Raw genomic sequence first — 26,252 nt, forward strand, 5'->3', positions numbered from 1 at the left:
ATATCGGCAGTTATATAACCCAAAATAAAAACCAGAATTAAATTACTGAGTATTTAACAATCACCGAACCAATCAACTACTTTTAACTAAAAATGCAAAATAATATCAATTAAAAGCAAATATTTTTCAGATTATAAATCTGTGATTAACTTATCAGTATAGGAATATATTTTCTTAGTAATAAATAACTAAAATAGCTTTTAACTTATTCATTATCATGATGTTAAGCTAATAAACTAGCTGAATTAGTCAATTTGATATTATTTAAATCAATATAGATTCAGGTGTAGAGTATTTACATAAATCATTAATTGTATAAATGTAAATGGGAGTCTAGCGTGAATCAATCAGAGCTTCTTGCTCGCCAAAGTGCGAACCTACTCACACCCGAATTCGAACAGCAGTACCACAATATTGTGGCGAACTTTTTTAGCCGCGATCCGAATAAATGGCCTATTTTTAGTGACCCCAAAATCCAAGCTATCACCCAATTTCGTAAAACCACACTCGCAGACAGTCAGCTAATCAATCAATATCCAAATGGCACTCAGTGGTTCAATCAACTGACCCAGCAGTCCCATGTTCAGCAGCAAATTAATTTACCGGGAAATCAACAAGATACCCTGCTAGCTTTTGCGTCCACATTATGTAAAAACTGGGAAAACCCGTTGTCCGTCGAAAACGTGATTGCGATGCCTTCAGACCCCGCATTATACGGCTCTATGCTTGGTCTTTTAGGCAACCCCAACATGGTTTATTGCGAATATTCCGGCGTCGCCGATTCCATGGAAAAAACGGTGATTAAGCAAGTCGCTAACTTAATTGGTTATGATGAAAATAAAGCGTCTGGATTGTTCACTCAAGGCGGAACCATGTGTAATTTATATGGTTACCTATTTGGCATTCGCAAAACATTAAAAGATTCTCGCCAACTGGGTATGTCTGTGGATCAAGACTACCGGATTATCAACTCCCAAGGCGGCCACTACTCCAATATGACTAACCTTTCATTACTGGGTGTGGATATTCAAAACAAAACCATTCGTATTAAAGTCGCCTCGGACAACACCATCGACTTGCATGACTTAGAGCAACAGATCCGCGCCTGTTATACCGTTCACTGCAAGATCCCCGTGATCTTATTAACCGCAGGTACCACAGATACCTTTGGTGTCGATGAAATAAAACAGGTTTACGAATTGCGAAACCGCCTGTGTGAAGAGTTCGAAGTAACAGAAAAACCGCATATCCACGTGGATGCAGCGGTCGGCTGGCCAATAATTTTCTTTATTAATTACGATTTTAATACCAACCCGCTCGCTATCAATGAAGCCACACTGTTTGGGTTACGCCACACCGTCGAAAAATTCAAACAACTTAAATATGCAGATTCCATCACTATCGACTTTCACAAATGGGGCTATGTTCCTTACACCTCGAGCTTAGTGATGGTACGTGATGGCAATGATTTCAAAGCCCTTGAAAACTCACCTGAAAACTTCACGTACTTTGAGCATGATTTAGAAGGGCAAACTCACTTGCAATCCACCATTGAGTGTAGCCGAAGTGGGGTTGGGATCTTTGGTGCCTATGCAGGACTGCATTATCTTGGCATTGAAGGGTACCAAACCATTATTGCTCACTGCCTGCAAAATGCTAACTACATGCGCAACCAGTTAATTGAAATGGAAAATGCCGCAGTCATGGTGCCTCAAAACCAGGGGCCTAGTGTTGGCTTTCGCCTTTATTCCCCTAAATTGAATGCGGATCCACAGGATATTTTTAACTATGAATTAAGTTGCGCTAGCGATAAAGCCGCTTATGAAACCATGATTAGAAATAGCAAATGGCACCGCAACCTGTTCTTAGCTCGCGGTAAAGCCGGGCTATTCACCAATTGGGTGGATTCCATCGCCTGTTCGACTTATGCGGAACATAACCGCTTTGTTTATATACCGGGTGAAAAAGCGGTCTTTATGAACCCAACGACAGAACGCCATCATATTGATGAGTTTGTAAAAATGCTCAAAGCCATGAGCCACGCTTAACATCCATAAAAAACGCCGACCACTGAATCTTCAGTGCTCGACGTTTTTCTTGATGACTCATTACAGATGAACTACTGATTACTCTTCTTCATGGCGCTTTAGCCAATCACCACTTTTGATTTGAGGTAGGCCTTCAACTGAGTGTTTATAGAGATAAATCCACGCATTACCGTAAGGTGTTGGAATTAACTCACGCTCATAATCTTGTGAATTTTTCTTCAGTTCGTCTAACTCAGTCAGAATAGACGGATTGATGCGATAAACTTCGCATTCAATCGAGCCATTCCCTCTGACAACCGCTGGATAATATCCAAGGTCATACAGTTCATAGCCTTCTAGCTTATGCTCACCTAGCAGCTGAGCATAAGTCATCCAGTGATGATTCCCTTGCTTGCGCCTTAAACTGCCATAAACAATGATACGCATATATTAAAACTCGAATTGATAAAGCAGGTCCAAAGCCTGATTAACGCCAGAGACTGCTTCTAAAAACAGTTTCGGCATGACCCTATAGCGTAAAGTGAGCGTCGCTAAAGAATCAAATATGCCAACTCCATACTTAACTTGCAAGTCGTTCGTAATTTTCCCACTCACAACCACTTTCGAACTGTCACCCACACCTTGGGTATCGACGGCTAAATCTGATACACCAAATGTTTCACCAATTTTACCCACCAGCTGACCGCTTTGTGCAACGCCCAATCCAATCAGCATTGAAGTCATTTGTGATCCATTCGCATCCCCGCTATCGAGCCCTTCCCCTCTTAACAGATAGGAAAGCGCCTCTTGCTGGGTTTTTGCGGGCTCAGAGAATATCTCAACTTTTGGTTTATCGGCAAGTCCTGTGACCTTCACACCGGCAATCACATCATCGGCCGTGTTTTCAGGATTACGAATTGCTTCTAAATTTAAGAACGGTTGATCAGCAGGTCCCGAGAATTGAATCAGCCCTTTACGCACTATCAAGTCTTGCCCATAAGCGCGGAAACGTCCTGATGGAATATCTACCTGGCCATTTAAGCTTAATCCTTGTTTATCCTGAGCAACTTTTAATAACCCAGTTAACCGAGCTTTTAATCCGAATGCATCCAGACGTACATCGTTGCCAATATTAATATTCAAATTGGTTTGGATTGGGATCGATTGCTGTTTCGGATTGATCGGTTTTAGCTGGTCATCCAGCATCACCACATCCGAAGACGCACTCACCGCAGATTCAGGTAATTCTTGCACCGTAATACGCGCCCATGGAATAGTGACGCTACCATTTAAGGTCAGCAATTTCGGTGACGCTTCCAGAATCAAATCTGGCTGCACATCAATTTTGATCATTGGCGGCAGAGAAACTCGTAAGTTATTCCCTCTCGCCAGTACTTTAGCTCGCCATGCATCAATGTTGCGCCAATCCGCATCACCATCAATATTTAGGTAACCCTCTGGCGTTTTGATCTGCCCAGTCATGACTGAACTGGTGCCATTAAAGTTAATCGCTAATTGGCTATTTTGAATATCAAACGGGATCAACCCAGACTTCACTTCTAATCCAGATAATGTGACATTACCGTTCATTAGCGGGTTATGCGCCGAACCACCGACACGTAGATTTGCATTCAGGTTTCCATTCGCAATATCTTTTTCGCCAAGTAACGGTTTAATTAAACCTAATGTAATGGCGTTAATTTCAATGTTGCCGGAGAGTAAGCGCTTTCTTTCGAGGTCAGAAATTTGCACATTACCTTTAAATTGGCCGTTGTCTGCAATCTTCAACAACCAATTCAGATCCGCCCGACCATTCTTCATACCCGCATTTAATGTCAGCGTATCAAACGCGATAGGTAAACGTGCACCATCAACAAACTGAACGACTTTGACCCCATCACCGTTCAAGTCAACTTTCACTTGCGGCAGGCTACCATCCGCTTTCCAGATGGCATTTGCACGCCCGGTGAATACCCCATTTACGCGAGTATCACTTGGCATAAACGGTTTGATCATCGCAAGGTCAAAACGTTCTAATACAATATCAGCGCTACCACTTTTACCCGCTTTAACCGGCTTCGGTACACACACGCGAGCATTCGGGTTGACCCAGCAATGGCTACCAATGACCACTTCTTGCGTGGTGTTATTGTAGTTCAAGGACATGGCTTGATTCAGGCGCCATTCCCCAACCTCAGTATCAAATAAGGTATTGCTTAAGTTACCTTTCCACACTTGTGTTTGGCGATCAAAGCCCCCAGCTAGCGCGAGCTGTCCAGAAACGGGTTTCCCTGTCACATTCAGTTTTAACGTATGCTGTTTTTCAGTCCCTTTAGCATCTAGCGTTAGGTTACTAATGGCTAAATCCGCTTGGCGCAATCCACGCACCACCACAGATAAATCACCTTTGATTTGGTCACCCGTTGCCACATTACCTTTAATGGTGGTGGTCTCAACAGTTAAATCTTGCCATCTCACGCCACGCGCCGTTAAATCAGCCAGTGCTTGTGGGGCTTGTAAATCACCACGAAGTTTTAAATCCCCGATGATCACACCGCCTAGTCCAGGCACTAATCCATTCAACGCTGGAGCATTAATTTTGGCATCAAGGTTCCATTTATCCGCTAAAGAGCCCTTCACATTCACACTGTTTTTGCCCAGCAAGAGATTAAAATCTGGGATATTCCATTGCCCTGCGGCATTTCCTTTAGCTTGCCCACGCGCCTTTAAGATGTGTTGTTTAACATTACCATCTAAGGTGATTTCAGGGATCTCTAACTGCCAGCTTCCACCATATAGGCTGCCTCGCGTGGCAATTTTCCCTTCAACTTTCGCTGGCCATTCTGGATATTGCTTCGCTGTATTAATACCTGATAACGTCAGCACCATATTCCAGCTAATAGCTTTACTCCAATCCGCCACCCCTGATAGGTCTGCATTACCTTGCAGCGCAGATAAGCGTAAACGGGTTAAATCAATTTTTTCCTCGTTCCCTTTCGCATCTAATAATAACTTAGATGGCGGTAGGTCTTGTCCCGTGATGGCTGAACGTAATGAAAGGTCATAGCTAGAAGGGCGACCATTTAATCGTAAGCGAGTGTCATCAAGCTTATATTGGCTTTCTCCCACCAGCGGCCAAGTTAATTTTTTGCTTTCTAAAGTCAACTCAATCGGAAAATCTGCCTGCGCTAAATCGGTCTGAGCTTCTAGTGTCGCCGTAATTGGACCATTCAGATTCAATGCCAGCATCAGCTCATCCATCAGCCCACCTTTAAGCGTTAAATCGACTTTCTGTCCATTTAAATCTTCAAGGCGGCTTTCACCAATAACGGATAGCGCGACTGGCCATTTTTCTTGCAAAGAAATCGATCCAGAAACCGCAACATTACCTTGCGGTGCATCGACTTTTAGCTGCTTTAATAAAACATTCTGCCCTTCATTTTCTAACTTCAAATTCAGGCTATTAATCGTAATGTCCGTGTCGCCTTTTAATTGGAAATTAGAGGCATTGATCCCCTCAACATTCAGGTCAACCGGTAGGATAATTTCAGGTAGCTCCGCTAATAGCGGCTTAGAAAATAACGTTTTAAGCTGATCACCAAGGGACGGCGGCTCACCTTCAGGCACGACGGGTTCAACTGGTTTTGGCGCCTCAGCCGGCTCACTAGGCGGTAAGCTTATAGCAAGGTTAATAATATCGGTTGGCGTGATTTCGATAGCTCTTTTTTGCCATGTGATCCCTGTGGCGAATTTGTCGAGATCAATCACAGTGCCATCGACATTAACATGAGTATCAACCAACGCTAATTGAGCCAAACGAATGGTTAGCGGTGCATTAAGTTCTGTTAGCGGCTCAGAAGGCGGAGTTTCTTCAGACGGCGGGAATTGGCTAGTATCCACATTCACCATCACGCTTTCTGTTGATAAATCATCAATGCAGACTTCACGGCTGGTCAGGCACTTTAAACGTAATGCAAGGTGGATTTTCTTCGCATCCACATCCACACCTGGCATTTGGTACTTCACGCCAGAGAGCGTTAAATCGTTAATATCACCATCAATGGAGCCAATAGTCAGTTCAGGTACAAAACGTGTGGCGGAGTTCAACGCAAAATGCAGACCCGATTTGGTACCCAAAACCCAATACAGCGCACCAACGACCAGAACTAACAATAATAAAATGGTGATTGCAATCCACTTTAGCCATTTCATCCATTTCATAGTTCTGTCCCCAATCCGATGTAAAACTGAATTTTGTTATTATCTGGGTCACCAATAGGCTTGGCTAAATCAAATTTAATCGGTCCAACTGGAGAAACCCAACGGATCCCCACACCGGCGCCAGTTTTAAAATCACTATTTTTGAAATCGTCTACCGCTTCGCCACTATCAATAAAGGTGGCCCCCCACCAGTTACCCGTGAAATTATATTGATATTCGACGGATCCAACTGCCAGCTTAGATGCCCCGGTGAGCTTGCCGCTACTATCTTCTGGGGAGATTTTTTGATAACCATAACCACGGACACTACCGTCACCCCCTGCGAAGAAACGTAAGTCTGGCGGGACTTTGTCAAAGTTATTGGTTTCAATCCAACCAAGGTTTCCACGTACGACAAATCGATGTCCTTCCCATGGAGTACGGATCCACACATTCTTGGCTTGTAATACCAGGAAGTCGATATCCGAACCCCATATTTTATTGGAGTAATCGATAGAATAGCGCTGACTATCACCCCAGGTTGGCATCACTCCACCTTTTTGACGAATTCGGCTGACGTTTGCCCCCGGATAAAGCAACATCGTGGTGTTGGTCACATCCGCTTGGGTAAAGTTACTCAACATCCAGCGCATATTCACGCCATACTGCCAACCACTCGAATAATCCCAATTACGAGACACGTTCAGTGTGGTGGTATTCGATTGAGTATCGTTCAAATCCGTGCGTTTAAACCCACCTTGAATCGCATAATATTGCTCTAGAGGGTTTGCTTTGAGTGGAATTTTATAGCTGGCATCAATCAGCTGTTCCGGCTGAGAGAGACTAATGCTGGAGGTTAAACTTTGTCCCCGTGAGTTAATCCACGGCTTGTTCCATATCGCTTTTACGCGAGGCCCCACATCGGTCGCGTAACCACCACCCAACTCAAGGAAATTTTGCGCTCTTGGGATCATGACCCCTTCCATGGGTAATAGATCCGTATGCTCCTCACGAGCTTTTTGAATATTCGGCGTGACTAGCGCAGAGTTGAACCATCCTGTTGATGCTAAACGTTGGTTATATTCTGCAAGCTGTTCTGACGTGTAATATTCCCCTTCTTTAAAAGGAGAAAGGTTTTCGAGGTAATCCTTGCGAATTTGCGAGCCTTCAAAGGTTAATTTACCAAAACGGTAGCGTTCACCACTGTTAAAATCAAAATCCCAATAAGCAGCATGATGATCAACAGAAATGCCTAGCTGGCTTTTTTCCATCATGGCATCGAAATACCCTTTACGGATAGCTAGGCTGCTAAATTTACCTTTGAAGTCTTCATAGTCACCATCATTTTGGATGATGCCATATTTTGGCGTGCTTTTTTTCAGCATCTTGGCGTAATCAGGGTCTGTTTTCGCTCCCCCTTCTAACACCACATTGACACCTTGTAGAAGAATAGGCTCCCCCGGAGAAACCTTGGCCGTCAAAATTGAACGTGCTGGCGGGGTTTTCTCTTCATAGCTAAATTCTACTGTAGGTTCATAATATCCCAGTGGTTTTAACCCTTCACGAATCGCTTTTTCTACTCGAGCACGAAAACGTCCATTTGCAACGACTTCATCTTGTGAAATATTAGAAAGCTGAATACGGACATTCTGGTTGAGTTGCCCTTCAAGCCCTTCAATATTAAGGCGTAGATTCGCAGCAAATACCGCTGGTACCGCCGTTGTTAGGCATACTACACAAAGGGTAAGATATTTCGACACGCCTGCTCCTAGGGTGATAGACAATTTGGCTTATTATTCAACAACGACTTATTTTGAGTAAAATAGACCACTGACACAAGTTTTTATCCCAATTTTTACTTTATTTCTATACAGATTGTATTTAGGAATCGTTATGACTTTTAATCAATTTCAGTCCGATAATGAATTTCAAGCACTTCCGGGGCGTCACTCGTCAATGGCGTTGTCACCTTACCATGCAGTGACCCATCATTCGATTGAGATTATTCCTAAGAATATGGAAATTGCTTATTTTGCAATGGGTTGCTTCTGGGGTGTGGAACGATTATTTTGGCAACAAACGGGAATTTATACGACATCCGCAGGTTACAGCGGTGGTCTCACACCGAATCCAACCTATGAAGAAGTGTGTACCGGATTAACCGGACATACTGAAATCGTTCGCGTGGTTTTTGACCCTGAAATCATTTCATTTTCTCAGCTGCTAACGCTATTTTGGGAAAATCACGACCCAGCCCAAGGCATGCGCCAAGGTAATGATATTGGTACCCAATATCGCTCCGCTATTTATACTGTGTCAGATGAACAGTACCAACTGGCGATACAAACCCGCGAAGCTTACCAACAGGCGATGGCTGAAAAGCAGGATAACCGCCCGATTACCACCGAGATTCGACCACTCGAAACCTTCTATTTTGCTGAGGATTATCACCAGCAATATCTGTATAAAAATCCCAACGGCTATTGTGGGCTTGGTGGCATTGGGGTCTGTCTTCCATCTTGAATGACATTATAATGACGAATATATAGCCAGATAAAATAGGCTAGTGCTATACTTAGCGCGATACCCACCGCGCTAAGGCGCTAATTAATATTGAAATGGAATACCCTTACATTGCCTTTAGGATTTCAAGAAGTGACAATTCACTACCTAGAGGGTTGGATAATTTATGCTAAACAGTTTACTTATCGTTCTTTTATTATGTGCAATCAGCGCATTTTTTTCGCTGTCCGAAATTTCATTGGCAGCTTCTCGCCGTATTAAATTGAAGTTAATGGCCGACGAAGGCAACATTAACGCCGCTCGCGTTCTCAAACTACAAGAAATGCCGGGCATGTTTTTCACCGTCGTACAAATTGGCTTAAACGCCGTCGCGATTTTGGCTGGTATTGTGGGTGAATCTGCATTCGCTCCTGCATTGCAAGAGCTATTCATTAAATTCTTATCCCCTACATGGGCACAGCAAACCGCTTCTATCCTGTCATTTACCATCGTAACCAGCTTATTTATTCTGGTGGCTGACTTAACACCAAAACGTATTGGAATGGTAAAACCTGAAGCTATCGCTATACGCATTGTTAACCCAATGCGTTTCTGCTTAGTGGTGTTAAGCCCGCTCGTATGGTTCTTTAACGGCTTAGCGAACTTATTTTTCAAACTGTTCAAATTACCCACTGCACGTAATGAAGACATTACTTCTGATGATATCTTTGCTGTTGTTGAAGCGGGCGCTGTCGCTGGGGTGTTGCGTAAACAAGAGCACGAACTTATTGAAAACGTGTTTGAACTTGAGTCCCGTACTGTTCCATCGGCGATGACACCACGAGAAAACATCATTTTCTTTGATAAAGACGAATCTGAAGAGAGCATCAAACACAAAATCTCCACTCAGCCACATTCGAAATTTTTAGTTTGTGCAGGAGATATCGACCATGTGATTGGTTATGTGGATTCCAAAGAGCTACTTAACCGCGTATTGAATGGTCAAAGCCTGAGCTTACGTGACGGTGTACATATCCAGAACACATTAATGCTTCCGGATACCTTATCTCTGTCTGATACCTTAGAAGCCTTTAAAAATAGTGGCGTCGACTTTGCCGTTATCCTGAACGAATATGCCTTAGTGATGGGGGTTATTACCATCAATGACGTGATGATCACCTTAATGGGTGACTTGATTGGTCCGGGGCAAGAAGAGCAAATTATTACCCGTGATGAGAATTCATGGTTGGTTGATGGGGGAACGCCAATTGAGGATGTTCAACGTATCCTTGATATCGACGAATTCCCAGATTTCAGCAACTACGAAACCATCGCAGGCTTTATGATGTATCGCTTGAGAAAGATGCCGAAACGCACTGATTATGTGAAATATGCGGGCTACAAATTTGAAGTGGTCGATATTGATAACTACAAGATTGATCAACTGCTGGTCACACGTATCACGAATACACCGTCTGCGGTTGTGGTTCAGCCGGGTACTGCGGGTAGTGAAGATACGCCACATACTCAAAATAACCACTGATAGCCAAATATGAACACGCCACTGTCAGTGGCGTTGTTATTCTTAAGGCGCTTGAAGGTTGTTAGCCTAACACTTAGCTGGCTAATAGCCTGTTTAGCCCAGCTCAGCTCGCAGTAATACCACTTGCTTGTTCACTTCATTCATTACATTGTAATGCGTTTTATCGGTCACTTTTGGCGGTAAAATCTTCCCATTATTGAATTCGAAAGCTCCAAAATCCTTAATGTAGAGCCTACCTCTGAATAGTGTTTTCACGTATAGAGCAATTTTCGATGGGTTATAATGCTTAAAAATTTTCATTAGAACTGATCTCCATGTTGTTCTGACGATACCTCACTGCATATCGTTCAATAATCATAGACTAGAAAATTTTGTTTTGGTTCGAAAATTGCAATTTTATTCAAAATGCTGACACAACATGACATTGCCAATATACTGTTAAATCACACTTAAACCTCATCTTTATGCTGAATTTTACGATTTTGTTAATTTTCATCTTGCCACTCATCCGATGAGCTATGCTATAACTAGCAGCACCAGAAATCCTCACCCTACACACAACAATGACAATGATTTCTAAAGGTACCTTTATGATAAAAAAACTGCTTTTATTAACCTGCTTACTGGGTTTATCTTCAACGGGATTTGCCATTAATATTCAATTAAATCAACCTGTCCCCGCCGTTACCGTCACAGATAAAGGCGAATTACAGTTAGATAATGCGGGAAAATTCAATTACCAACCGTGGAAGAGCCAGCAACTTTCCGGTAAAGTTCGCACCATTCAACACATTGCTGGACGCTCTTCAGCCAAAGAGCTTAATGCTCCGCTTATCGAAGCGATTAAACAAGCCAAATTCCCTCACGATAAATACCAAACCACCAGCATTATCAATACGGATGATTCAATTTTTGGTACCGGTGTATTTGTAAAAAACAGCGTGGAAGACAGCAAGAAAGAGTTTCCTTACTCCCAATTTATTGTTGATAGTGATGGTGTCGTGAAAAATGCATGGAGCCTTGCGCCAGAGAGTTCCGCCATTATCATTCTCAACAAGCAAGGTAATGTCTTATTTTATAAAGATGGCGCACTAACGCCTCAAGAAATCAATAAAGCCATTAGCGTGATTGTCACCGAATTAGAAAAGCCGTAATTAGCAGAACCAGAGTTAGCAAAACCAACATTCAACAGATAAAAAAAGAGCCATTCCGGCTCTCGTTATCATAAACATCATGTTTTCCTGAGCGTCGACTGATATTGACGCTCAGGAATTTGTTTTACTATCATGAGTTCCTGCTGAACATAACCGCAAAAGCACATCACAATAAGATTAAAATTCAGCGGATTATTCTGCAACAATCTCATTCAATATTGTGCATAAAATAGACTAAATTATGCATTCCAGCGAACAGTAACACAAAAGCCCCCTTCCGTGACATTATTAAACGTCACATGGAGATGGTGTAACTGAGCCACGCGTTTAACAATTGATAACCCTAAGCCACTGCCCGTTTTTTCTTGTCCCGGTGGTCGATAGAAACGCTCCCCTAAGCGCGCTAATACTTCAGGAGAAACGCCAGCACCATCATCTTTCACTTCCAGATAATGGCGATACAAATTGACCTCAACCTTACCTGCAGCCTTACCATAGCGGATAGCATTGTGAAGAAGATTTCTTAAGAGTACGGACAATAAAAGTTTTTGCCCTTTAAAAGGCGGCGGCGTTTCAACAATCGATATTTTCAACGTCACCTGATTTTGCCTAGCTTCCAGTTCACTCTCTCTTACAGCTTGCTCAATTAATTCCTGCCAACTCACTTCACTCACATCATCTAACTGATTAGAAGACTCTAAGCGGGATAACGTTAATAGCTGATCCACCAGCCGAGTTGCACGGTCAATTCCCTCTGAAAGATTAGCCACTGCATGTTGGCGAATCGCCTCGTCACTTCCAGCAATTTGCACCACTTCGGTTTGGACTTTCAGTGCGGCAAGTGGACTACGCAGTTCATGGGCAGCATCAGAGGTAAATTGCCGTTCACGAACAAACATGTGGTTTATTTTGTCGAATAATCCGTTCAGGGAATCTAGGATTGGCTTTGCTTCACTAGGAATTGTCGGCACCATCACTGGGCTCAGCTCATCCGGTTTTCTCTGCCGTAGCTGTTTAGCCACATCCCGCAGGGGTTTTAATGCTCGAGTGAGCAACCATAAAAATACGATTAACATTATCGGCAGCGCCACCAGCCACGGTATGAGCTGGGAAAACATAATGCTGTTAGCCATACTTTGACGGTATTCCCACTCTTGCCCTACCGCAATAATATATTGATTATCAATAGATTTAAGCCAAACAAAGCGCCACTCATCATCACTACCTTTCAGTGTTCCCTCGCTGAATCCTTCACGCGTAAATTGAAACTCGATTTTACGTCCGTTGTCCCCATCATTGAGCACCATTTCGCCACTCGGAGTAAAAATCGCAAACGCCAATGCGTCATCGTCTTGGCTTCCACGATTTTTCCGCAATAACTTTTTGGTTTTACTCAATGATGCTTGAGGCAAGTCGATATCCGTCGGTAACACGGATAAGCGCTTTGCAAATACCATTTGTTGAGTATCAAACAATTCATTAATGGTTTTATAGGTTTGATACCACGCCAATGAGCTAGCAATTCCCCACGTCATTACCGCGAGGAGCAATAACATCAAAGTCAATTTGAGCCTTAAGCTGAATGTTTTCATGCTTCATCACCCAGTCGATAACCAACACCATGAACAGTTTGAATAAACTTGCTGCCTAATTTACGGCGTAAGTGGTGAATATGAACTTCAACCGAGTTACTAGAGACTTCTTCATCCCAGTTATACAACTTTTCTTCTATCGCACTACGGGACAGCACTTTTTTCGGGTTGTGCAAAAATAATGATAATAGCGCCAGCTCCTTACCCTTCAACTGCACAGGATTTCCTTGATAAGTGACCGTCATCGCTAAAGGATCCATCTCCACGTCACCATGAACCAAAGTGGGTGATAGCTGCCCACTGCGCCGACGGATCAACGCTTGCAAACGTGCTGCAACCTCCGCTAGCGCAAACGGCTTACACAGATAATCATCAGCCCCTTGCTGTAATCCATTCACCCGTTGCTCAAGGGCATCCCGCGCTGTCAGAATCAAAACAGGCTCGTCTCGCCCTTGCTTACGCCAAAACTTCAAAATATCCATACCATCAATATGCGGAAGTGATAAATCCAGCACGACAGCATCATAAGGGGCATCAAACAAAGCCTGTTGACCTTGTTTACCATCCATAAACCAATCAAGGGTAAACCCCAATTGTGTTAACCCTACTTTTAGACCATCGCCAATTAATCGATCATCTTCTATTAATAAAATACGCATACTCAACCTCCACATCGAATATTGTTATATTTATCTTATTAAATTCATGATGACCAGTGGTGATTGTCCAAATTAAAAATATATTTAATTAATTTGAGTTCTTAAGATCCTGTTAAGATTTACTTGGTTAAATACATCCCATAGACCAAATTTCTGGTTACTTGTGGAGAAACAAAAATGAAAAAATTACCTTTAATCACCTTAATCGCTGCCCTTGCTACCGCTCCTGTTTTTGCTGCTACCGGTGGTTTTTCAGGTCCAGGTGAAGTCGCCAACACCACTAACACTGAAACCATGAAAACCCAAGAAGGCGGTTTTAACGGACCGAATGCAAGTGAAACAACGGTTGCAAAAGCCCTTGAATTATCTGACAACAGCTGGGTTATTTTGCGCGGTAATCTCGTTAAACAACTGGACAAAAAACATTACGAATTCACCGATGGCACAGGCACAATCACCGTTGAAATTAGCCAAAAACGCTTCAATGGAGTGAACGTCACGCCGAAAGATAAAATCGAAATTCGCGGTGAAGTTGATAAAGACTGGAACTCTAAAGAGATCGACGTTAAACAACTGCAAATCATCAAATAATCCATCTCGATAAAAAGCCAGTAATACAACCTTACTGGCTTTTTATTATTTACTGTCTATTTTCCCTTTCTATTTATAGTGCTAGATTAAATTTATCTTATCTCTGCGCGACTTATTTATGAAACAGCCTCAAGTTAGGAATATCAGCGAAAAATTACTGTCAGATAATTGGTACATTCTCAAAAAATATACCTATGAATTACAGCGACACGACGGTTCTTGGCAAAAACAAGAGCGTGAAGTGTATGACCGTGGCGATGGCGCTGTCATTTTGCTGTATAACACATCCAAAAATAGCATTATCTTGATCCGTCAATTCCGTATGCCAATGTACGTTTCTGGATATAAACAGTTGCTGATTGAAGCCGCTGCCGGACTACTTGAAGGTTCTTCCCCTGAAGCAAGAATTATTGCTGAAGCCGAAGAAGAGACTGGCTATAAAATTGATAATATCGAAAAGGTGTTTGAAGCCTTTATGAGCCCAGGCTCCGTCACAGAAAAGCTGCATTTTTACATTGCCCAATACAGTGATAAAGACCGCCAAAGTGATGGTGGCGGACTCGCTGATGAAGGTGAAGATATTGAGGTTATGGAATGGTCATTCCCTGATGCACTTGCCGCTATCAAAAATGGTGAAATCATGGATGGCAAAACCATTATGCTTATTCAACATCTCGCCTTAAGCGGAATTCTAAATCCAAAAAATAGTTAATTTTTAAAGGGTGAAAATAGCATTTTTACCCTTCTACTCTTAAACCATTTTATATAGTCATCATTAATCGATTTCTTTGCTATTTATTTTTCTATTCTCTTTCTTATTTTCATACTTTATTCTCTTATTTTTTATAAATTACAATTTATTACACTTTCCATTGCCGAGCATCTAAACTCGATAATAAAAAGAATAAAATAGAGTTTATTCCATCAAAAAAGAATTATCTTTTATCGCTTTGATTTAAATTAAAAAAACATCAAATAAACCCATCCAAAAACAATCATCGATAAAATTAAAAAGTCTATTTTTTCAATAAAATACTTTCACTTAAAAATATTAACTTTGACCTTGCCATTAAAAAACTTTAGATTTAAAGACATCCTATTTTCTGAACTTCACTATTTTTCGTTAAGGTAAAAATCGAAACACTGAATATTATCTTAGTTATTAAGCAATATTATTCTTAAGTTAAGGAGCTAAATAAGATGATCCGTTGTATTCGTATGTGGACAGGTGAAGACGGTAACTCTCTGTTTGAAGAAGGCACCATTGAACTGAATGGTGTTGCTCGTGGAGATGACCAAAGCCCTGTCATTGCCGTCAGTGAGCTCACCTTCCGCGAAACCGTTTCAGGTGGCTCGTGGGATTGGCATAAAGACCCCGTTCCTCGCTATGTAATCACCCTCACTGGTACCTTAGAGTTCGAAACCAAAGATGGCTCCACATTTATTATCAAACCAGGTGACATTCTGCTTGCTCAAGACAACACCGGAACAGGACACAAATGGCGTCTGATTGGTGATGAGCCTTGGAGACGCGCTTATGTGGTGTATCAAGACGGTACAGACTTGTGTTTCACTCCGAATAAAAAATAGGGATTTCCATGACTAAACCCATTGCAGAAAATGTTGATATCGCACTAGTCGGTGCGGGGATCATGAGCGCCACGCTCGGCACTTTTCTTAAAGAGCTGGAGCCAAATCTCACTATCGCGGTATTCGAAAGATTAAATGATTGTGCCCAAGAGAGTTCCCATCCATGGAATAACGCGGGAACAGGTCACGCAGCAAACTGTGAAATGAACTATACCCCGCCAAACCCTGATGGCACGGTAGATATCAGCAAAGCCCTTGAAGTAAACACTGAATTTGACCTATCTCGCCAGCTATGGTCCTACTTAGTCACCAAAGGCAAAATCAAAAATCCACGGGACTTTATCCACCCTTGTCCACACATGAGCTTTGTCTCTGGTGCAGACAACATCAAGTTTTTACAACAACGTTTCCGTCAAATGTCTGCCCATCACTGTTACCATAATATGGAATACAGCGATGACCTAAAACAGATTGATGAGTGGGCGCCATTAGTGGTTGAAGGCCGTGATCCTAATGAAAAAATTGCGGTTACCCGTGTCGTTACTGGGGCTGACGTAGATTACGGTGCCTTAACCCACTTATTGATGGCGCAACTGAGCGAACAAAAAGGGTTTTCTCTTCACTATAAACATGAAGTGATTGATGTGACACAGACGCCTGATGGGCGCTGGAATGTGGAAGTGAAGAACCTTCTGACCCACGAAAAAACCATCACATCCGCAAAATTTGTGTTTGTGGGAGCCGGTGGTCGCGCCATTGAATTACTGCAAAAATCCGGTATTCCGGAAGGTAAAGGCTATGGCGGATTCCCTGTGAGTGGAATTTGGTTGCGCTGTGACGATGAAAAAGTCGCTGCTCGCCACCACGCCAAAGTTTACGGAAAAGCCGATAAGGGCTCACCACCGATGTCTGTACCGCATTTAGATACCCGTATCATCGGCGGAAAACGCTCTTTACTGTTTGGACCCTATGCTGGTTTCTCGAGTAAGTTCCTAAAACATGGATCTTATTTGGATCTGTTTGATTCCATCAGACTGAACAATATTGAACCGATGCTTGCCATCGCGAAAGATGATTGGTCATTGGCTGAATATCTCGTGGGACAAGTGCTGCAAACGTCTGCCCATCAATTCTCTATGCTGCAAAAATTCTATCCTGATGCGCAGCGTGAAGATTGGAAAGAAGTGGTCGCGGGTCAACGCGTTCAGATCATTAAACCTGATCCGGTGAAAAAAGGCGTATTAGAGTTCGGTACTGAGCTGATTACGAGTGCAGATAAATCGTTCACCGTATTAATGGGTGCATCACCGGGCGCATCGACTGCTGCGTTTATCGCACTCAATGTACTGAAAACCTGCTTTGCAGATCAACTCTCTGCGGATGGTTGGGAAGCACGCCTGAAGACTATCATTCCAACTTATGGAATTGATTTAAAACAGGATGCAAAAGCATGTTTAGATATTCGTACTGCAACGGCTAAAGTGCTGCAATTAGATAACTAAACATTAAATCATATTGTTCAAGTCGGGGAAGTTGATCATTAGCTACCCGACTTTTTATTATCTTGCTATTTTCGCTATCTTAACGACATTCAAAACCGGGGTTCAAAAAAGACTCTCTCGGGGAATAATCCAGTGTATTTCCCTGCCAATCCACCACGCTTGCCCCTGCACCTAATGCCACTGCATGCCCTGCGGCTGTATCCCAGATATTAGTCGGTCCAAAACGAGGATATAACTGCGCGCAGCCTTCCGCCACTAAACAAAATTTTAGCGATGAACCTATCTCAGCTGTGCGATGTTCCGGAAGGTTAGCGAGATACGCCATCAATTGGGGGTCTTGATGAGAACGGCTGATCACCACCACAGGCGGCGTCGCAGCTTTGACGTGAATGCGCTGAACTTGTCCATGCTCTTCTTTCCACGCTTGAGAGCCTTCGGCGTAATACATCAAACCTTTTGCGGGTGCGAAAACCACCCCCATGACTGGAATGCCATTTTCAATTAACGCAATATTCACGGTGAAGTCACCATTGCGATTAATGAATTCTTTAGTTCCATCCAATGGGTCAATAAGCCAGTAACGTTGCCAATCACGACGTACAGACCATTCTGGTGGATCTTCTTCTGAAAGTTGAGGGATATCAGGTGATAAACCTGAAAGCCCCTTCTTGATGATTTGATGGGCAGCAATATCCGCAGCCGTGACAGGGGAATCATCTTGTTTATGTTCAACCCGCAATGGCGCATGCCCATTGTAGATTTTCATGATGGCATCACCCGCCTCTCGGGCAAGCGTACAAAGTTGTTGGCGCATTTTATTTCCCCTAATGACACTAAGCCTTTAAGAGTAACAAGAGCAGAATATTTACGCTAATAAAAAAGCCTCATTAGCTATACCAAAATGGCAAGCGAATGAGGCTATTATTCTTTTCTGTAAGTCAGTCAGAAAATTATAAAATTTCCAGTAACTCAACTTCGAAAACGAGGGTGCTGAATGGCGGAATGGATGCGCCAGCACCACGCTCACCGTAAGCTAATTCATGAGGAATGTATAATTCCCATTTTGAACCCACTGGCATTAATGTCAGTGCTTCAATCCAACCAGGGATCACGCCGCTTACTGGGAATTCTGCTGGCTGACCGCGCTGTACGGAACTGTCGAACACAGTACCGTCAATTAAACGACCGGTGTAATGAACGCGAACACGGTCAGAACGAGCTGGGATTGCACCTTCACCTTGGTTGATCACAGAGAATTGCAAACCAGACTCAGTAGTCGATACGCCGTCTTTCTTCTGGTTTTCATCTAAGAATTTTTGACCTTCTGCAGCCAGTTCTTTTTGACGCTCTTGGCGAACTGCATCTGCACGCTCGTGCATTTCACGCAGTGCTTTATGCAGAGCTTCAACTGGAACTGATGGCATGTTGCCTTCTAAAGAATCAGTCAGACCCGCTAAAATTGCGTCTGGAACTAAACCTTCTAGTCCTGATTCTAATAATTGCTGTCCAATTTGTAGACCAATGCCATAGCTCGCTTGAGCTTCTACTGAATCAAAGTTTTGGTTTGCCATGAAAATACCCATTTCATTTTTGAGAAAAACCAAGGATAGCAGCCCCTTTCCTATGGGTAAACCTAAACCCGATAACGGAAGAATAAAACTGTCTAAATTATTCAGTGTTCTCCTAAATTAGTCTTCAACTTGTTAATTTACGCGTAAATAGTGCTAGTATGCGTTAAAACGTCTGTGATTAATTATTCCTCAAATATAGGAGGGGTCATGTTGAGACTATCCACTTTTCATCGCTATGGAATTGCTATTCTAGCGCTGATCGTTATTGCTGCCTTATTTTGGCCTACTGGCGATAAATCTAATTCCACCCCAAATAATACAAGCAATGTGCCAAACCAACCTATTGTGATCCCACCGACTTCGCTGCCTAATCCAATCCCTGATACGGTGTTATCGCAACCAGAGCAACCGACAACCAACATCCCAGATACATCACCGCCATTGCCAAGTGAGCCTGAAATTATTCAAGAGCCGCAAACGTCTCTGCCGACACAGCAGCCAAGCACCAGCGTGCCATCACAGCCATCCACGCCACCAACCACTCGCCCGTCAGCTAATGAATGGCAGAATTATCGCGTTCAGAAAGGAAAAACATTGGCGCAGCTATTTCGTGATAATAACTTGCAGGCAAATGATGCCTTTATCATGGCAAAAGCTGAAGGTTCAGAAAAACCCCTTAGCAACTTGCAGCAAGGGCAGAAAATCCGATTGAAAGCCAATGGGAAAGGTGAAGTTCAACAGCTGGAAATTACAGCGACTAACGGTCAAACCTATAGCTTTACGCGCTTAAGCGATGGTAGCTATTACCGAACACCTTAATTTATATTTTAACGTCGGGGATTTCATACAATACCCCGACCTTTCTTTTATTTTCAGAATAAAAATTCAATTGAGACGTTATTTGATGACGTTTCTCACCATAAACTACGTATAATCACTGTTCTTTATTACACTTAATAGTTAAACAGGGAAAAGAACAGGACAATCTATGCAGAAAAACAACAATACCTGCACAAAGAAGCTCATTAAAATTATTGCCGCCGTAGTTTTACTCCTACTACTCAGTCTTATTGGCTATATTTCATGGATTAAATACCATGCAGATGGGCTGTGGAATATCATTAGCCAGCAGTGCATTGCTATCAATGATCCTGACCAGCGTAATCCATCTTGCATGAAAGTGGATTTAGACAATCGCTATGTACTCTTCAAAGATAAAAAAGGCCCGGTTCATAATTTGGTACTGCCAACCGATAAAGTCAGTGGTATCGAATCCCCTTTATTACTCGAAGATAATAGTCCGGATTACTTTACGCTTGCCTGGAATGAACGTGAGAGTGTTAGCCCCGCGGGTCAACCCGTTATTAGCGATGATAAACTCGCTTTAGCGATTAATTCACAATATGGGCGTTCCCAAGATCAACTTCATATCCATATTGCTTGCCTAAAACCGCAGGTTATTGAGCTAGTTAACCAACATGCAGATGCGATTAAATCTGAGTGGCATGTTTTTCCAGTGGAATTGGAAGGGCATGAATATTGGGCGAAAAAGTTAGATAGCCAACAAAGCCCTTTCAAGCAGCTAAATGAATATGTTCAAGCACATAATGACAGCATGGGGAACTATGGACTGGCGGTGACTGAGCTAAAAGATGGTTCGATGGTATTATTAGCGAATCGGATGGATGTTTGGCAGTTTAATTTAGGTAGTACGGGAGAATTGCTGGATTACCAATGTTCAGTTAATCAGTAAATTTTACCTGCGTTAGAAATAAAAAAACACCGGATTTCCGGTGTTTTTTTATTGTGCCACCGCGTTAACAGTGGCAACTATCATCATTATTGATTACTCAGCAACGATGATAACGTTCAGCTCTGCGAAAACATCGCTGTGTAACTGGAAGTGAACTTCGTGGTCACCAGTAGTACGCAGAACGCCGTTTGGCAGGCGAACTTCGCTTTTCGCAACTTTAACGCCAGCCGCAGTGATTGCGTCAGCGATGTCACGAGTACCGATTGAACCGAACAGTTTACCTTCGTCACCAGCTTTAGAAGCCAGAGTAACAGAACCCAGCGCAGTAACAGCTGCTGCACGAGCCTGTGCTGCTGCCAGAACGTCAGCTAATTTAGCTTCCAGTTCAGCGCGGCGAGCTTCGAAGAATTCAACGTTTTTCTTAGTTGCAGGAACAGCTTTGCCCTGTGGTACTAAGAAGTTACGAGCGTAGCCCGATTTAACGTTAACTTGGTCACCCAGGCTACCTAGGTTAGCTACTTTATCAAGCAGAATAACTTGCATTACCTTATCCTCTATTAGTCGTTAATGGACTGTACCAATTACTGATGACGATCAGTGTATGGTAACAGAGACAGGTAGCGAGCGCGCTTGATAGCACGAGCGAGCTGGCGTTGATATTTTGCACGAGTACCGGTGATACGGCTTGGTACAATTTTACCACTTTCAGTGATATAGTTTTTCAGCGTTGCGATATCTTTATAGTCGATCTCTTGAACGCCTTCCGCTGTGAAACGGCAGAACTTGCGACGACGGAAATAACGTGCCATATGGCTAGTCTCCAGAATCTATCAAATCAATCTGCTCGGCATGTAAGACTAATTTACTGATTCCATTACGTCCCTGATGGGTGCTAATGAAACCTGTAACAGTAATCAGACTGCCGACCGTTATACTGTGAGTATGGGTTTGTAAGGCTTGTCCGCTGGCAATGACGGGCATTCTGCACCATGCTTGCCGTGACATTCCAGCTTCCTGTTGTCCAGAACGATGTTCTAAAACAAACTGGCAATGTGGAATGCCGGACGGACTCACTTTTCGAATCAATGCTTTACAGACTGTGCCTGTCAACACTAGACGATTAGTGATCACCTGAGCAATTACTCTTCAGAATCCCCAGTTTCTTCTGCTTCTTCGTCTTGATAATCATCAGACATGTCACGGCCGCGACGTTCGTCTTTGGCTTTGACCATTGGAGAAGCTTCTGTTACTGCGTGTTTTAAGCGCATAACCATGCTGCGGATAACGGCATCGTTGAAGCGGAAGTTAGTTTCCAGCTCATCAATCGCTTCCTGTGGAGCTTCTACGTTCAGCAGAACATAGTGAGCTTTGTGCAGTTTGTTGATTGGGTAAGCCAGTTGACGACGGCCCCAGTCTTCCAGACGGTGAATCTGACCTTGTGCGTTAGTGATAACAGCACTGTAACGCTCGATCATGCCCGGAACCTGTTCGCTTTGGTCAGGATGGACCATAAAAACGATTTCGTAATGACGCATTAGTAGTTGCTCCTTACGGATTATTAGCCTCCTGTCTGGGTTAACCGCGGCCCGCGGAGGCAAGGAACTTGTTGAGTGCGGCTAAAAAATTGACGCGTAACTATACCCATCCCAGATAAAAAACTCAAGAGATGGGGACAAATTAAGCAAAAATTATTTTATGATTTATTTGGCAATGCGTTGACGTACTGCTTCAAACAGGCACACGCCCGTTGCCACAGAGACGTTCAGCGATGAAACTGAGCCCGCCATTGGGATGCTAATCAGCTCGTCGCAATGTTCGCGAGTCAAACGACGCATACCTTCACCTTCCGCGCCCATCACTAATGCGATAGCGCCAGTCAGTTTACTTTGATACAAGTTATGGTCAGCTTCGCCAGCGGTGCCGACAATCCACACATTGTACTCTTGCAGTAAACGTAAGGTTCTTGCCAAGTTAGTCACACGGATCAGCGGAACATTTTCCGCTGCACCACATGCCACTTTCTTCGCGGTTGCGTTCAATTGTGCGGATTTGTCTTTAGGAACAATCACTGCATGAACACCGGCTGCGTCTGCACTACGTAAACACGCACCTAAGTTATGTGGGTCAGTCACACCGTCGAGGATCAGTAAAAATGGCGATTCGGTGCTTTCCAGTAAATCTGGAAGATCCCCTTCTTGATACTGTTTACCGGCTAACACATTGGCGATAATCCCTTGGTGTACTGCACCTTCAGTTTGTGCGTCCATCCATTGGCGATTTGCCACTTGCACCACAATCCCCAACGCTTCGATTTCATGAACGATAGGCATCAGGCGGCGGTCTTCACGACCTTTTAAAATATAGACTTCTTTAATACGTTGCGGAGAACGCTCAAGCAGGGCTTTCACTGCGTGAATGCCATAAATAATTTCGCTCATAAATATCTTTTAGGTTGAGAACATTAAATAGGTGGAAAATCAAAAGGTGGCGATTGCCCGCCACCTTGTATCATGAAACGCGCTTATCCCTCTTGTTTTTGGGATTTTTTCGCCACGCGTTTTGCTTTTAACTTGGCACTGATTTTTTTGGTTTTATCGGACGGCTTTTTGCTTTTCGCTTTACCGTTTCCTTTACCTTCAGGTTTAGCGTCTTTGCTGTCTTTCTTGCCTTTTTTCTCTGAACGACGAAATGCAGAATCAGGTTCGAAGTTTTTTTCTTTGCTCACATCGCCTTTTCGACGGGCTGAACGTGTCGCATTTTTAACTTCTTTCTTCATCTTATCCCGCGTGGTTTTGCCCGGGTTTTTCGCTTTTCGTGTCGTTGAAATTAAAGCAAAATCAATGGTGCGCTCATCCATATGTACCGCTTCTACACGGATTTCCACTTCATCGCCAAGGCGATAAGTTGTACCGGAAGATTCACCAATTAAGCGCTGTCCAACCGCATCATAACGATAATAGTCGTTATCGAGGGTTGAGATATGCACTAAGCCATCAATGAATAGGTCATTTAAGCGAACAAAGAAACCGAAACCTGTCACGCTAGTGATAAGTCCAGTAAATACTTGTCCCACTTGGTCTTGCATGAAGTCACATTTTAACCAATCTGCGACGTCACGGGTAGCTTCATCGGCACGGCGCTCAGTCAGTGAGCAGTGCTCGCCCAATTGCAGCATGCTGTCCATATCGGAGTGCCATCCGCCCGTTTCCGTCCAGCGCTTATCCCCATGACCATGCTCTTTTGCCAGTAAGTATTTAATACCACGGTGCAAAGTTAAGTCAGGATAACGACGAATTGGCGAGGTAAAGTGCGCATACGATTTTAGACCTAAACCAAAGTGACCGCGGTTTTCTGGATCATAAATCGCTTGCTTCATTGAACGCAAAATCATAGTCTGCAATAGCTCATGGTCTGGGCGCTCAGCCACTTCGTTCATTACTTGGGCGTAATCTCTTGGCTCTGGCTTCATGCCACCCGGCAGTGTTAAACCTAACTCGCTGAATACTGAGCGTAAGTTCATAACGCTCTCTTCTTTCGGACGGTCATGCACACGGTATAGTGCAGGCTCTTCGTTTTTCTCAACAAATCGCGCCGCCGCAATATTAGCTAAAATCATGCACTCTTCAATTAATTTGTGTGCATCATTACGCTCTACAGGCTCAATACGCTCAATGCGACGTTCCGCATTGAAGATAAATTTGGCTTCTTCAGACTCAAACGAGATAGCGCCACGCTCAATACGTGCTGCATCTAACGCTTTGTATAATTGGTGTAAATGCTCGATATGAGGCACTAACGCTTTGTAATGCTCGCGTAGCTCTTCATCCCCTTGCAGCATTTTCCACACTTTGGTGTAGGTTAAACGCGCGTGGGAGCTCATCACCGCTTCATAGAATTTATATGAAGAAAGTTTTCCAGATGCCGAAACCGTCATTTCACATACCATACACAGACGATCTACGCCTGGGTTTAGTGAACATAATCCGTTAGACAGTACTTCCGGTAGCATTGGCACAACTTGGGATGGGAAGTAGACCGAGTTACCACGGCTATGGGCTTCCGTATCCAGTGCCGTTTGTGGGCGGACATAATAGCTCACATCCGCAATCGCCACCCATAAACGCCAACCGCCACCTTTTTTCGGTGCACAGTAAACGGCGTCATCGAAGTCACGAGCGTCTTCGCCATCGATGGTAACGAGTGGAAGATCGCGTAGATCCACACGCCCTTTCTTCGCAGCTTCAGGGACTGTTTCACTGTAATCAGCCACTTGCTTTGTCACTTGTGGCGGCCAAGAGTGCGGAATTTCATGAGTACGTAATGCGATTTCTACCGCCATACCCGTACCCATAGTCTCACCGAGTACTTCAATAATATTCCCAACAGCTTGAGAGCGGCGTTGTGGGCGAGTTTCTAATTCTACCACCACCACGTTACCCATACGGGCGCCACACTGTTTGTCTTTCGGAATTAAAATATCGAAACTTAAACGGCTATCATCAGGAACAACAAACCCCATTCCCGCTTCAATAAAATAGCGTCCAACAATTTGGTTATTGCGCGGCTCTAATACACGTACAACACGCACTTCAGTACGCCCTTTACGGTCTTGACCATAAGGTTGAGCCAAAATCACATCACCATGTAAAGCGCGCTTCATCTCATCTTGAGATAAGTAGTAATCTTCTTTTTTACCTTCGACACGCAAGAAACCATAACCATCACGGTGACCAATAACTTTACCTTTTAATAGGTCAATACGCTCTGGTAATGCATAACATTTGCGGCGAGTGAAAACTAACTGCCCATCACGTTCCATCGCACGTAAGCGACGACGCAATGCTTCCAATTCATCTTCCGTAGAGAGGTTGAGTAGCTGTGCAATTTCTTCACGGTTTGCAGGTGCTGTGCGCTTAGATAAGAGATCTAAAATAAACTCTCTACTCGGAATTGGGGATTCGTATTTTTCTGCTTCTCTTTCCTGAAAAGGATCGTTTGACATTGTTACCTCCATTGTCATCAGAGTGATAAATTACTGAGACATTAATCGAGCAGTAATTGATACAGCGGACCATTATCTTTGACCATGTCCGCTAGCGTATATTGGTCTAGTTCTTGTAAAAATTGTTGTATCGCCTTTTGCAATACACCTTTTAGGCGGCAAGCGGGCGTAATATGGCAAAATTCGCCACTACAATTGACTAGAGTGAGTGGTTCTAATGCGCGGACAACATCACCGATCCGAATGGATTCCGCCGGTTGACCCAGTGCGATCCCGCCATTTTTACCACGGGTGGCTTTTACATAGCCAAGGTGGCTTAGCTGATTAATAATTTTAACCATGTGATTACGAGAAACACCATACACTTCAGTGACTTGTGTAATACTCGTCATTTGCCCTTTTTCTAGGGCGGCTAAATAAATTAGGGCGCGTAACCCATAATCAGTAAAACTTGTCAGCTGCACAATCACCTCAAAAATTTTTGGTACTACAGTATGTAGTGAAATACTTATCTGCCATTTTCGTTATATTTGTTTTTTTGGCTACCATCTAACGGTCAATTTGAA

25 protein-coding genes are annotated in these 26,252 nt (G+C 43.4%); 10 read left to right on the plus strand and 15 right to left on the minus strand.

The features are described 5' to 3' along the window. Nucleotides 1–338: 338 nt before the first annotated feature. Nucleotides 339–2,048 (plus strand): pyridoxal phosphate-dependent decarboxylase family protein, encoded by a 1,710-nt coding sequence (locus tag ACIH2S_RS17930; protein WP_272535558.1) that lies wholly within the window; start codon nt 339–341, stop codon nt 2,046–2,048. A 78-nt stretch (nt 2,049–2,126) separates the two neighbouring features. Here the strand turns inward: ACIH2S_RS17930 and ACIH2S_RS17935 are convergent, their stop codons facing one another. The 3 genes from ACIH2S_RS17935 to tamA are packed head-to-tail and all read right to left on the minus strand — an operon-like array spanning nt 2,127 to nt 7,987. Further along, nucleotides 2,127–2,474: a gamma-glutamylcyclotransferase family protein gene (locus ACIH2S_RS17935; RefSeq protein WP_036949002.1), complete on the minus strand. Its 348-nt coding sequence runs from the start codon at nt 2,472–2,474 to the stop codon at nt 2,127–2,129. Nucleotides 2,475–2,477: 3 nt separating this feature from the next. After that, nucleotides 2,478–6,248 carry an autotransporter assembly complex protein TamB gene (gene tamB / locus ACIH2S_RS17940; protein ID WP_108478818.1) on the minus strand — a complete coding sequence of 1,257 codons (3,771 nt, stop codon included), beginning with the start codon at nt 6,246–6,248 and terminating at the stop codon, nt 2,478–2,480. Beyond that, complete coding sequence (gene tamA / locus ACIH2S_RS17945; RefSeq protein ID WP_036948997.1) at nt 6,245–7,987, minus strand: autotransporter assembly complex protein TamA; 1,743 nt, start codon at nt 7,985–7,987, stop codon at nt 6,245–6,247. The genes tamB and tamA overlap by 4 nt, the downstream gene beginning before the upstream one ends. A gap of 133 nt (nt 7,988–8,120) precedes the next feature. Here tamA and msrA point away from each other — a divergent pair, with 133 nt between their 5' ends. Both msrA and ACIH2S_RS17955 read left to right on the plus strand, forming a co-directional pair. Then, the gene (gene msrA / locus ACIH2S_RS17950) at nt 8,121–8,750 is read left to right on the plus strand and encodes a peptide-methionine (S)-S-oxide reductase MsrA (protein ID WP_349488063.1); all 630 of its coding nucleotides are present in this window, start codon (nt 8,121–8,123) and stop codon (nt 8,748–8,750) included. A gap of 166 nt (nt 8,751–8,916) precedes the next feature. Further along, a complete protein-coding gene (locus tag ACIH2S_RS17955) occupies nt 8,917–10,272 on the plus strand; it encodes a hemolysin family protein (RefSeq protein ID WP_349488062.1) in 1,356 nt (451 codons plus the stop codon). Nucleotides 10,273–10,365: 93 nt separating this feature from the next. Here the strand turns inward: ACIH2S_RS17955 and ACIH2S_RS17960 are convergent, their stop codons facing one another. After that, nucleotides 10,366–10,572, minus strand: coding sequence for a DUF1107 domain-containing protein (locus ACIH2S_RS17960; RefSeq protein ID WP_036948988.1), 207 nt, complete (start codon nt 10,570–10,572; stop codon nt 10,366–10,368). A 290-nt stretch (nt 10,573–10,862) separates the two neighbouring features. Between ACIH2S_RS17960 and ACIH2S_RS17965 the strand changes: the two genes are divergently transcribed. After that, nucleotides 10,863–11,426, plus strand: a complete 564-nt coding sequence (locus tag ACIH2S_RS17965; protein ID WP_108478815.1) for a YtfJ family protein — start codon at nt 10,863–10,865, stop codon at nt 11,424–11,426. A 239-nt stretch (nt 11,427–11,665) separates the two neighbouring features. Here ACIH2S_RS17965 and qseC read toward each other — a convergent pair whose 3' ends face one another. After that, on the minus strand, nt 11,666–13,018 hold the full coding sequence (qseC, locus tag ACIH2S_RS17970; protein WP_430247823.1) for a quorum sensing histidine kinase QseC: 1,353 nt from the start codon (nt 13,016–13,018) through the stop codon (nt 11,666–11,668). Next, nucleotides 13,015–13,677: a quorum sensing response regulator transcription factor QseB gene (gene qseB, locus ACIH2S_RS17975; RefSeq protein WP_036948983.1), complete on the minus strand. Its 663-nt coding sequence runs from the start codon at nt 13,675–13,677 to the stop codon at nt 13,015–13,017. Before qseB ends, qseC begins: the two co-directional genes overlap by 4 nt. Nucleotides 13,678–13,854: 177 nt before the next feature. On the opposite strand from qseB, the gene ACIH2S_RS17980 reads away from it, so the two are divergent. The 4 genes from ACIH2S_RS17980 (at nt 13,855) to mqo (ending at nt 17,360) form a co-directional block, all read left to right on the plus strand. Then, the gene (locus ACIH2S_RS17980) at nt 13,855–14,268 is read left to right on the plus strand and encodes a YgiW/YdeI family stress tolerance OB fold protein (protein ID WP_108478813.1); all 414 of its coding nucleotides are present in this window, start codon (nt 13,855–13,857) and stop codon (nt 14,266–14,268) included. Between the two features lie 118 nt (nt 14,269–14,386). Next, entirely contained in the window at nt 14,387–14,980 is a 594-nt protein-coding gene (locus ACIH2S_RS17985; RefSeq protein WP_036948977.1) for an NUDIX domain-containing protein, read from the plus strand. Nucleotides 14,981–15,468: 488 nt separating this feature from the next. Next, nucleotides 15,469–15,858 carry a cupin domain-containing protein gene (locus tag ACIH2S_RS17990; RefSeq protein WP_036948974.1) on the plus strand — a complete coding sequence of 130 codons (390 nt, stop codon included), beginning with the start codon at nt 15,469–15,471 and terminating at the stop codon, nt 15,856–15,858. 8 nt (nt 15,859–15,866) lie between these two features. Beyond that, nucleotides 15,867–17,360: a malate dehydrogenase (quinone) gene (gene mqo / locus ACIH2S_RS17995; protein WP_036948971.1), complete on the plus strand. Its 1,494-nt coding sequence runs from the start codon at nt 15,867–15,869 to the stop codon at nt 17,358–17,360. A gap of 79 nt (nt 17,361–17,439) precedes the next feature. Here mqo and cysQ read toward each other — a convergent pair whose 3' ends face one another. Beyond that, nucleotides 17,440–18,174, minus strand: coding sequence for a 3'(2'),5'-bisphosphate nucleotidase CysQ (gene cysQ / locus ACIH2S_RS18000; RefSeq protein WP_108478812.1), 735 nt, complete (start codon nt 18,172–18,174; stop codon nt 17,440–17,442). A gap of 136 nt (nt 18,175–18,310) precedes the next feature. Beyond that, nucleotides 18,311–18,931, minus strand: coding sequence for a peptidylprolyl isomerase (locus ACIH2S_RS18005; RefSeq protein WP_036949262.1), 621 nt, complete (start codon nt 18,929–18,931; stop codon nt 18,311–18,313). A 207-nt stretch (nt 18,932–19,138) separates the two neighbouring features. On the opposite strand from ACIH2S_RS18005, the gene ACIH2S_RS18010 reads away from it, so the two are divergent. Both ACIH2S_RS18010 and ACIH2S_RS18015 read left to right on the plus strand, forming a co-directional pair. After that, nucleotides 19,139–19,750: a LysM-like peptidoglycan-binding domain-containing protein gene (locus ACIH2S_RS18010; protein ID WP_108478811.1), complete on the plus strand. Its 612-nt coding sequence runs from the start codon at nt 19,139–19,141 to the stop codon at nt 19,748–19,750. 169 nt (nt 19,751–19,919) lie between these two features. Then, nucleotides 19,920–20,684, plus strand: coding sequence for a CDP-diacylglycerol diphosphatase (locus ACIH2S_RS18015; RefSeq protein ID WP_108478810.1), 765 nt, complete (start codon nt 19,920–19,922; stop codon nt 20,682–20,684). A gap of 93 nt (nt 20,685–20,777) precedes the next feature. Here ACIH2S_RS18015 and rplI read toward each other — a convergent pair whose 3' ends face one another. The 7 genes from rplI to nsrR form a co-directional block, all read right to left on the minus strand. Further along, a complete protein-coding gene (rplI, locus tag ACIH2S_RS18020; protein ID WP_036948960.1) occupies nt 20,778–21,227 on the minus strand; it encodes a 50S ribosomal protein L9 in 450 nt (149 codons plus the stop codon). A gap of 38 nt (nt 21,228–21,265) precedes the next feature. Next, nucleotides 21,266–21,493, minus strand: coding sequence for a 30S ribosomal protein S18 (rpsR, locus tag ACIH2S_RS18025; RefSeq protein WP_000135199.1), 228 nt, complete (start codon nt 21,491–21,493; stop codon nt 21,266–21,268). A 4-nt stretch (nt 21,494–21,497) separates the two neighbouring features. Then, nucleotides 21,498–21,815 carry a primosomal replication protein N gene (priB, locus tag ACIH2S_RS18030; RefSeq protein WP_036948958.1) on the minus strand — a complete coding sequence of 106 codons (318 nt, stop codon included), beginning with the start codon at nt 21,813–21,815 and terminating at the stop codon, nt 21,498–21,500. An 8-nt stretch (nt 21,816–21,823) separates the two neighbouring features. Next, entirely contained in the window at nt 21,824–22,219 is a 396-nt protein-coding gene (gene rpsF, locus ACIH2S_RS18035) for a 30S ribosomal protein S6 (protein ID WP_006657979.1), read from the minus strand. A gap of 165 nt (nt 22,220–22,384) precedes the next feature. Continuing rightward, entirely contained in the window at nt 22,385–23,122 is a 738-nt protein-coding gene (rlmB, locus tag ACIH2S_RS18040; protein ID WP_036948954.1) for a 23S rRNA (guanosine(2251)-2'-O)-methyltransferase RlmB, read from the minus strand. An 83-nt stretch (nt 23,123–23,205) separates the two neighbouring features. Continuing rightward, nucleotides 23,206–25,686 (minus strand): ribonuclease R, encoded by a 2,481-nt coding sequence (gene rnr / locus ACIH2S_RS18045; RefSeq protein ID WP_108478809.1) that lies wholly within the window; start codon nt 25,684–25,686, stop codon nt 23,206–23,208. Between the two features lie 41 nt (nt 25,687–25,727). After that, nucleotides 25,728–26,150: a nitric oxide-sensing transcriptional repressor NsrR gene (gene nsrR, locus ACIH2S_RS18050; RefSeq protein ID WP_430247825.1), complete on the minus strand. Its 423-nt coding sequence runs from the start codon at nt 26,148–26,150 to the stop codon at nt 25,728–25,730. Nucleotides 26,151–26,252: the final 102 nt, after the last annotated feature.

This window comes from Providencia lanzhouensis (assembly GCF_050469745.1).
In the GTDB taxonomy this organism is placed as follows: domain Bacteria; phylum Pseudomonadota; class Gammaproteobacteria; order Enterobacterales; family Enterobacteriaceae; genus Providencia; species Providencia lanzhouensis.

What these genes read in the sequence shown, in the direction of transcription:
- ACIH2S_RS17935 (WP_036949002.1), bottom strand. Translation starts at nt 2,474, where the DNA reads ATGCGTATCATTGTTTATGGCAGTTTAAGGCGCAAGCAAGGGAATCAT.
- tamB (WP_108478818.1), bottom strand. Translation starts at nt 6,248, where the DNA reads ATGAAATGGATGAAATGGCTAAAGTGGATTGCAATCACCATTTTATTA.
- msrA (WP_349488063.1), top strand. Translation starts at nt 8,121, where the DNA reads ATGACTTTTAATCAATTTCAGTCCGATAATGAATTTCAAGCACTTCCG.
- ACIH2S_RS17955 (WP_349488062.1), top strand. Translation starts at nt 8,917, where the DNA reads ATGCTAAACAGTTTACTTATCGTTCTTTTATTATGTGCAATCAGCGCA.
- ACIH2S_RS17960 (WP_036948988.1), bottom strand. Translation starts at nt 10,572, where the DNA reads ATGAAAATTTTTAAGCATTATAACCCATCGAAAATTGCTCTATACGTG.
- ACIH2S_RS17965 (WP_108478815.1), top strand. Translation starts at nt 10,863, where the DNA reads ATGATAAAAAAACTGCTTTTATTAACCTGCTTACTGGGTTTATCTTCA.
- qseC (WP_430247823.1), bottom strand. Translation starts at nt 13,018, where the DNA reads ATGAAAACATTCAGCTTAAGGCTCAAATTGACTTTGATGTTATTGCTC.
- qseB (WP_036948983.1), bottom strand. Translation starts at nt 13,677, where the DNA reads ATGCGTATTTTATTAATAGAAGATGATCGATTAATTGGCGATGGTCTA.
- ACIH2S_RS17980 (WP_108478813.1), top strand. Translation starts at nt 13,855, where the DNA reads ATGAAAAAATTACCTTTAATCACCTTAATCGCTGCCCTTGCTACCGCT.
- ACIH2S_RS17985 (WP_036948977.1), top strand. Translation starts at nt 14,387, where the DNA reads ATGAAACAGCCTCAAGTTAGGAATATCAGCGAAAAATTACTGTCAGAT.
- ACIH2S_RS17990 (WP_036948974.1), top strand. Translation starts at nt 15,469, where the DNA reads ATGATCCGTTGTATTCGTATGTGGACAGGTGAAGACGGTAACTCTCTG.
- mqo (WP_036948971.1), top strand. Translation starts at nt 15,867, where the DNA reads ATGACTAAACCCATTGCAGAAAATGTTGATATCGCACTAGTCGGTGCG.
- cysQ (WP_108478812.1), bottom strand. Translation starts at nt 18,174, where the DNA reads ATGCGCCAACAACTTTGTACGCTTGCCCGAGAGGCGGGTGATGCCATC.
- ACIH2S_RS18005 (WP_036949262.1), bottom strand. Translation starts at nt 18,931, where the DNA reads ATGGCAAACCAAAACTTTGATTCAGTAGAAGCTCAAGCGAGCTATGGC.
- ACIH2S_RS18010 (WP_108478811.1), top strand. Translation starts at nt 19,139, where the DNA reads ATGTTGAGACTATCCACTTTTCATCGCTATGGAATTGCTATTCTAGCG.
- ACIH2S_RS18015 (WP_108478810.1), top strand. Translation starts at nt 19,920, where the DNA reads ATGCAGAAAAACAACAATACCTGCACAAAGAAGCTCATTAAAATTATT.
- rplI (WP_036948960.1), bottom strand. Translation starts at nt 21,227, where the DNA reads ATGCAAGTTATTCTGCTTGATAAAGTAGCTAACCTAGGTAGCCTGGGT.
- rpsR (WP_000135199.1), bottom strand. Translation starts at nt 21,493, where the DNA reads ATGGCACGTTATTTCCGTCGTCGCAAGTTCTGCCGTTTCACAGCGGAA.
- rpsF (WP_006657979.1), bottom strand. Translation starts at nt 22,219, where the DNA reads ATGCGTCATTACGAAATCGTTTTTATGGTCCATCCTGACCAAAGCGAA.
- rlmB (WP_036948954.1), bottom strand. Translation starts at nt 23,122, where the DNA reads ATGAGCGAAATTATTTATGGCATTCACGCAGTGAAAGCCCTGCTTGAG.
- rnr (WP_108478809.1), bottom strand. Translation starts at nt 25,686, where the DNA reads ATGTCAAACGATCCTTTTCAGGAAAGAGAAGCAGAAAAATACGAATCC.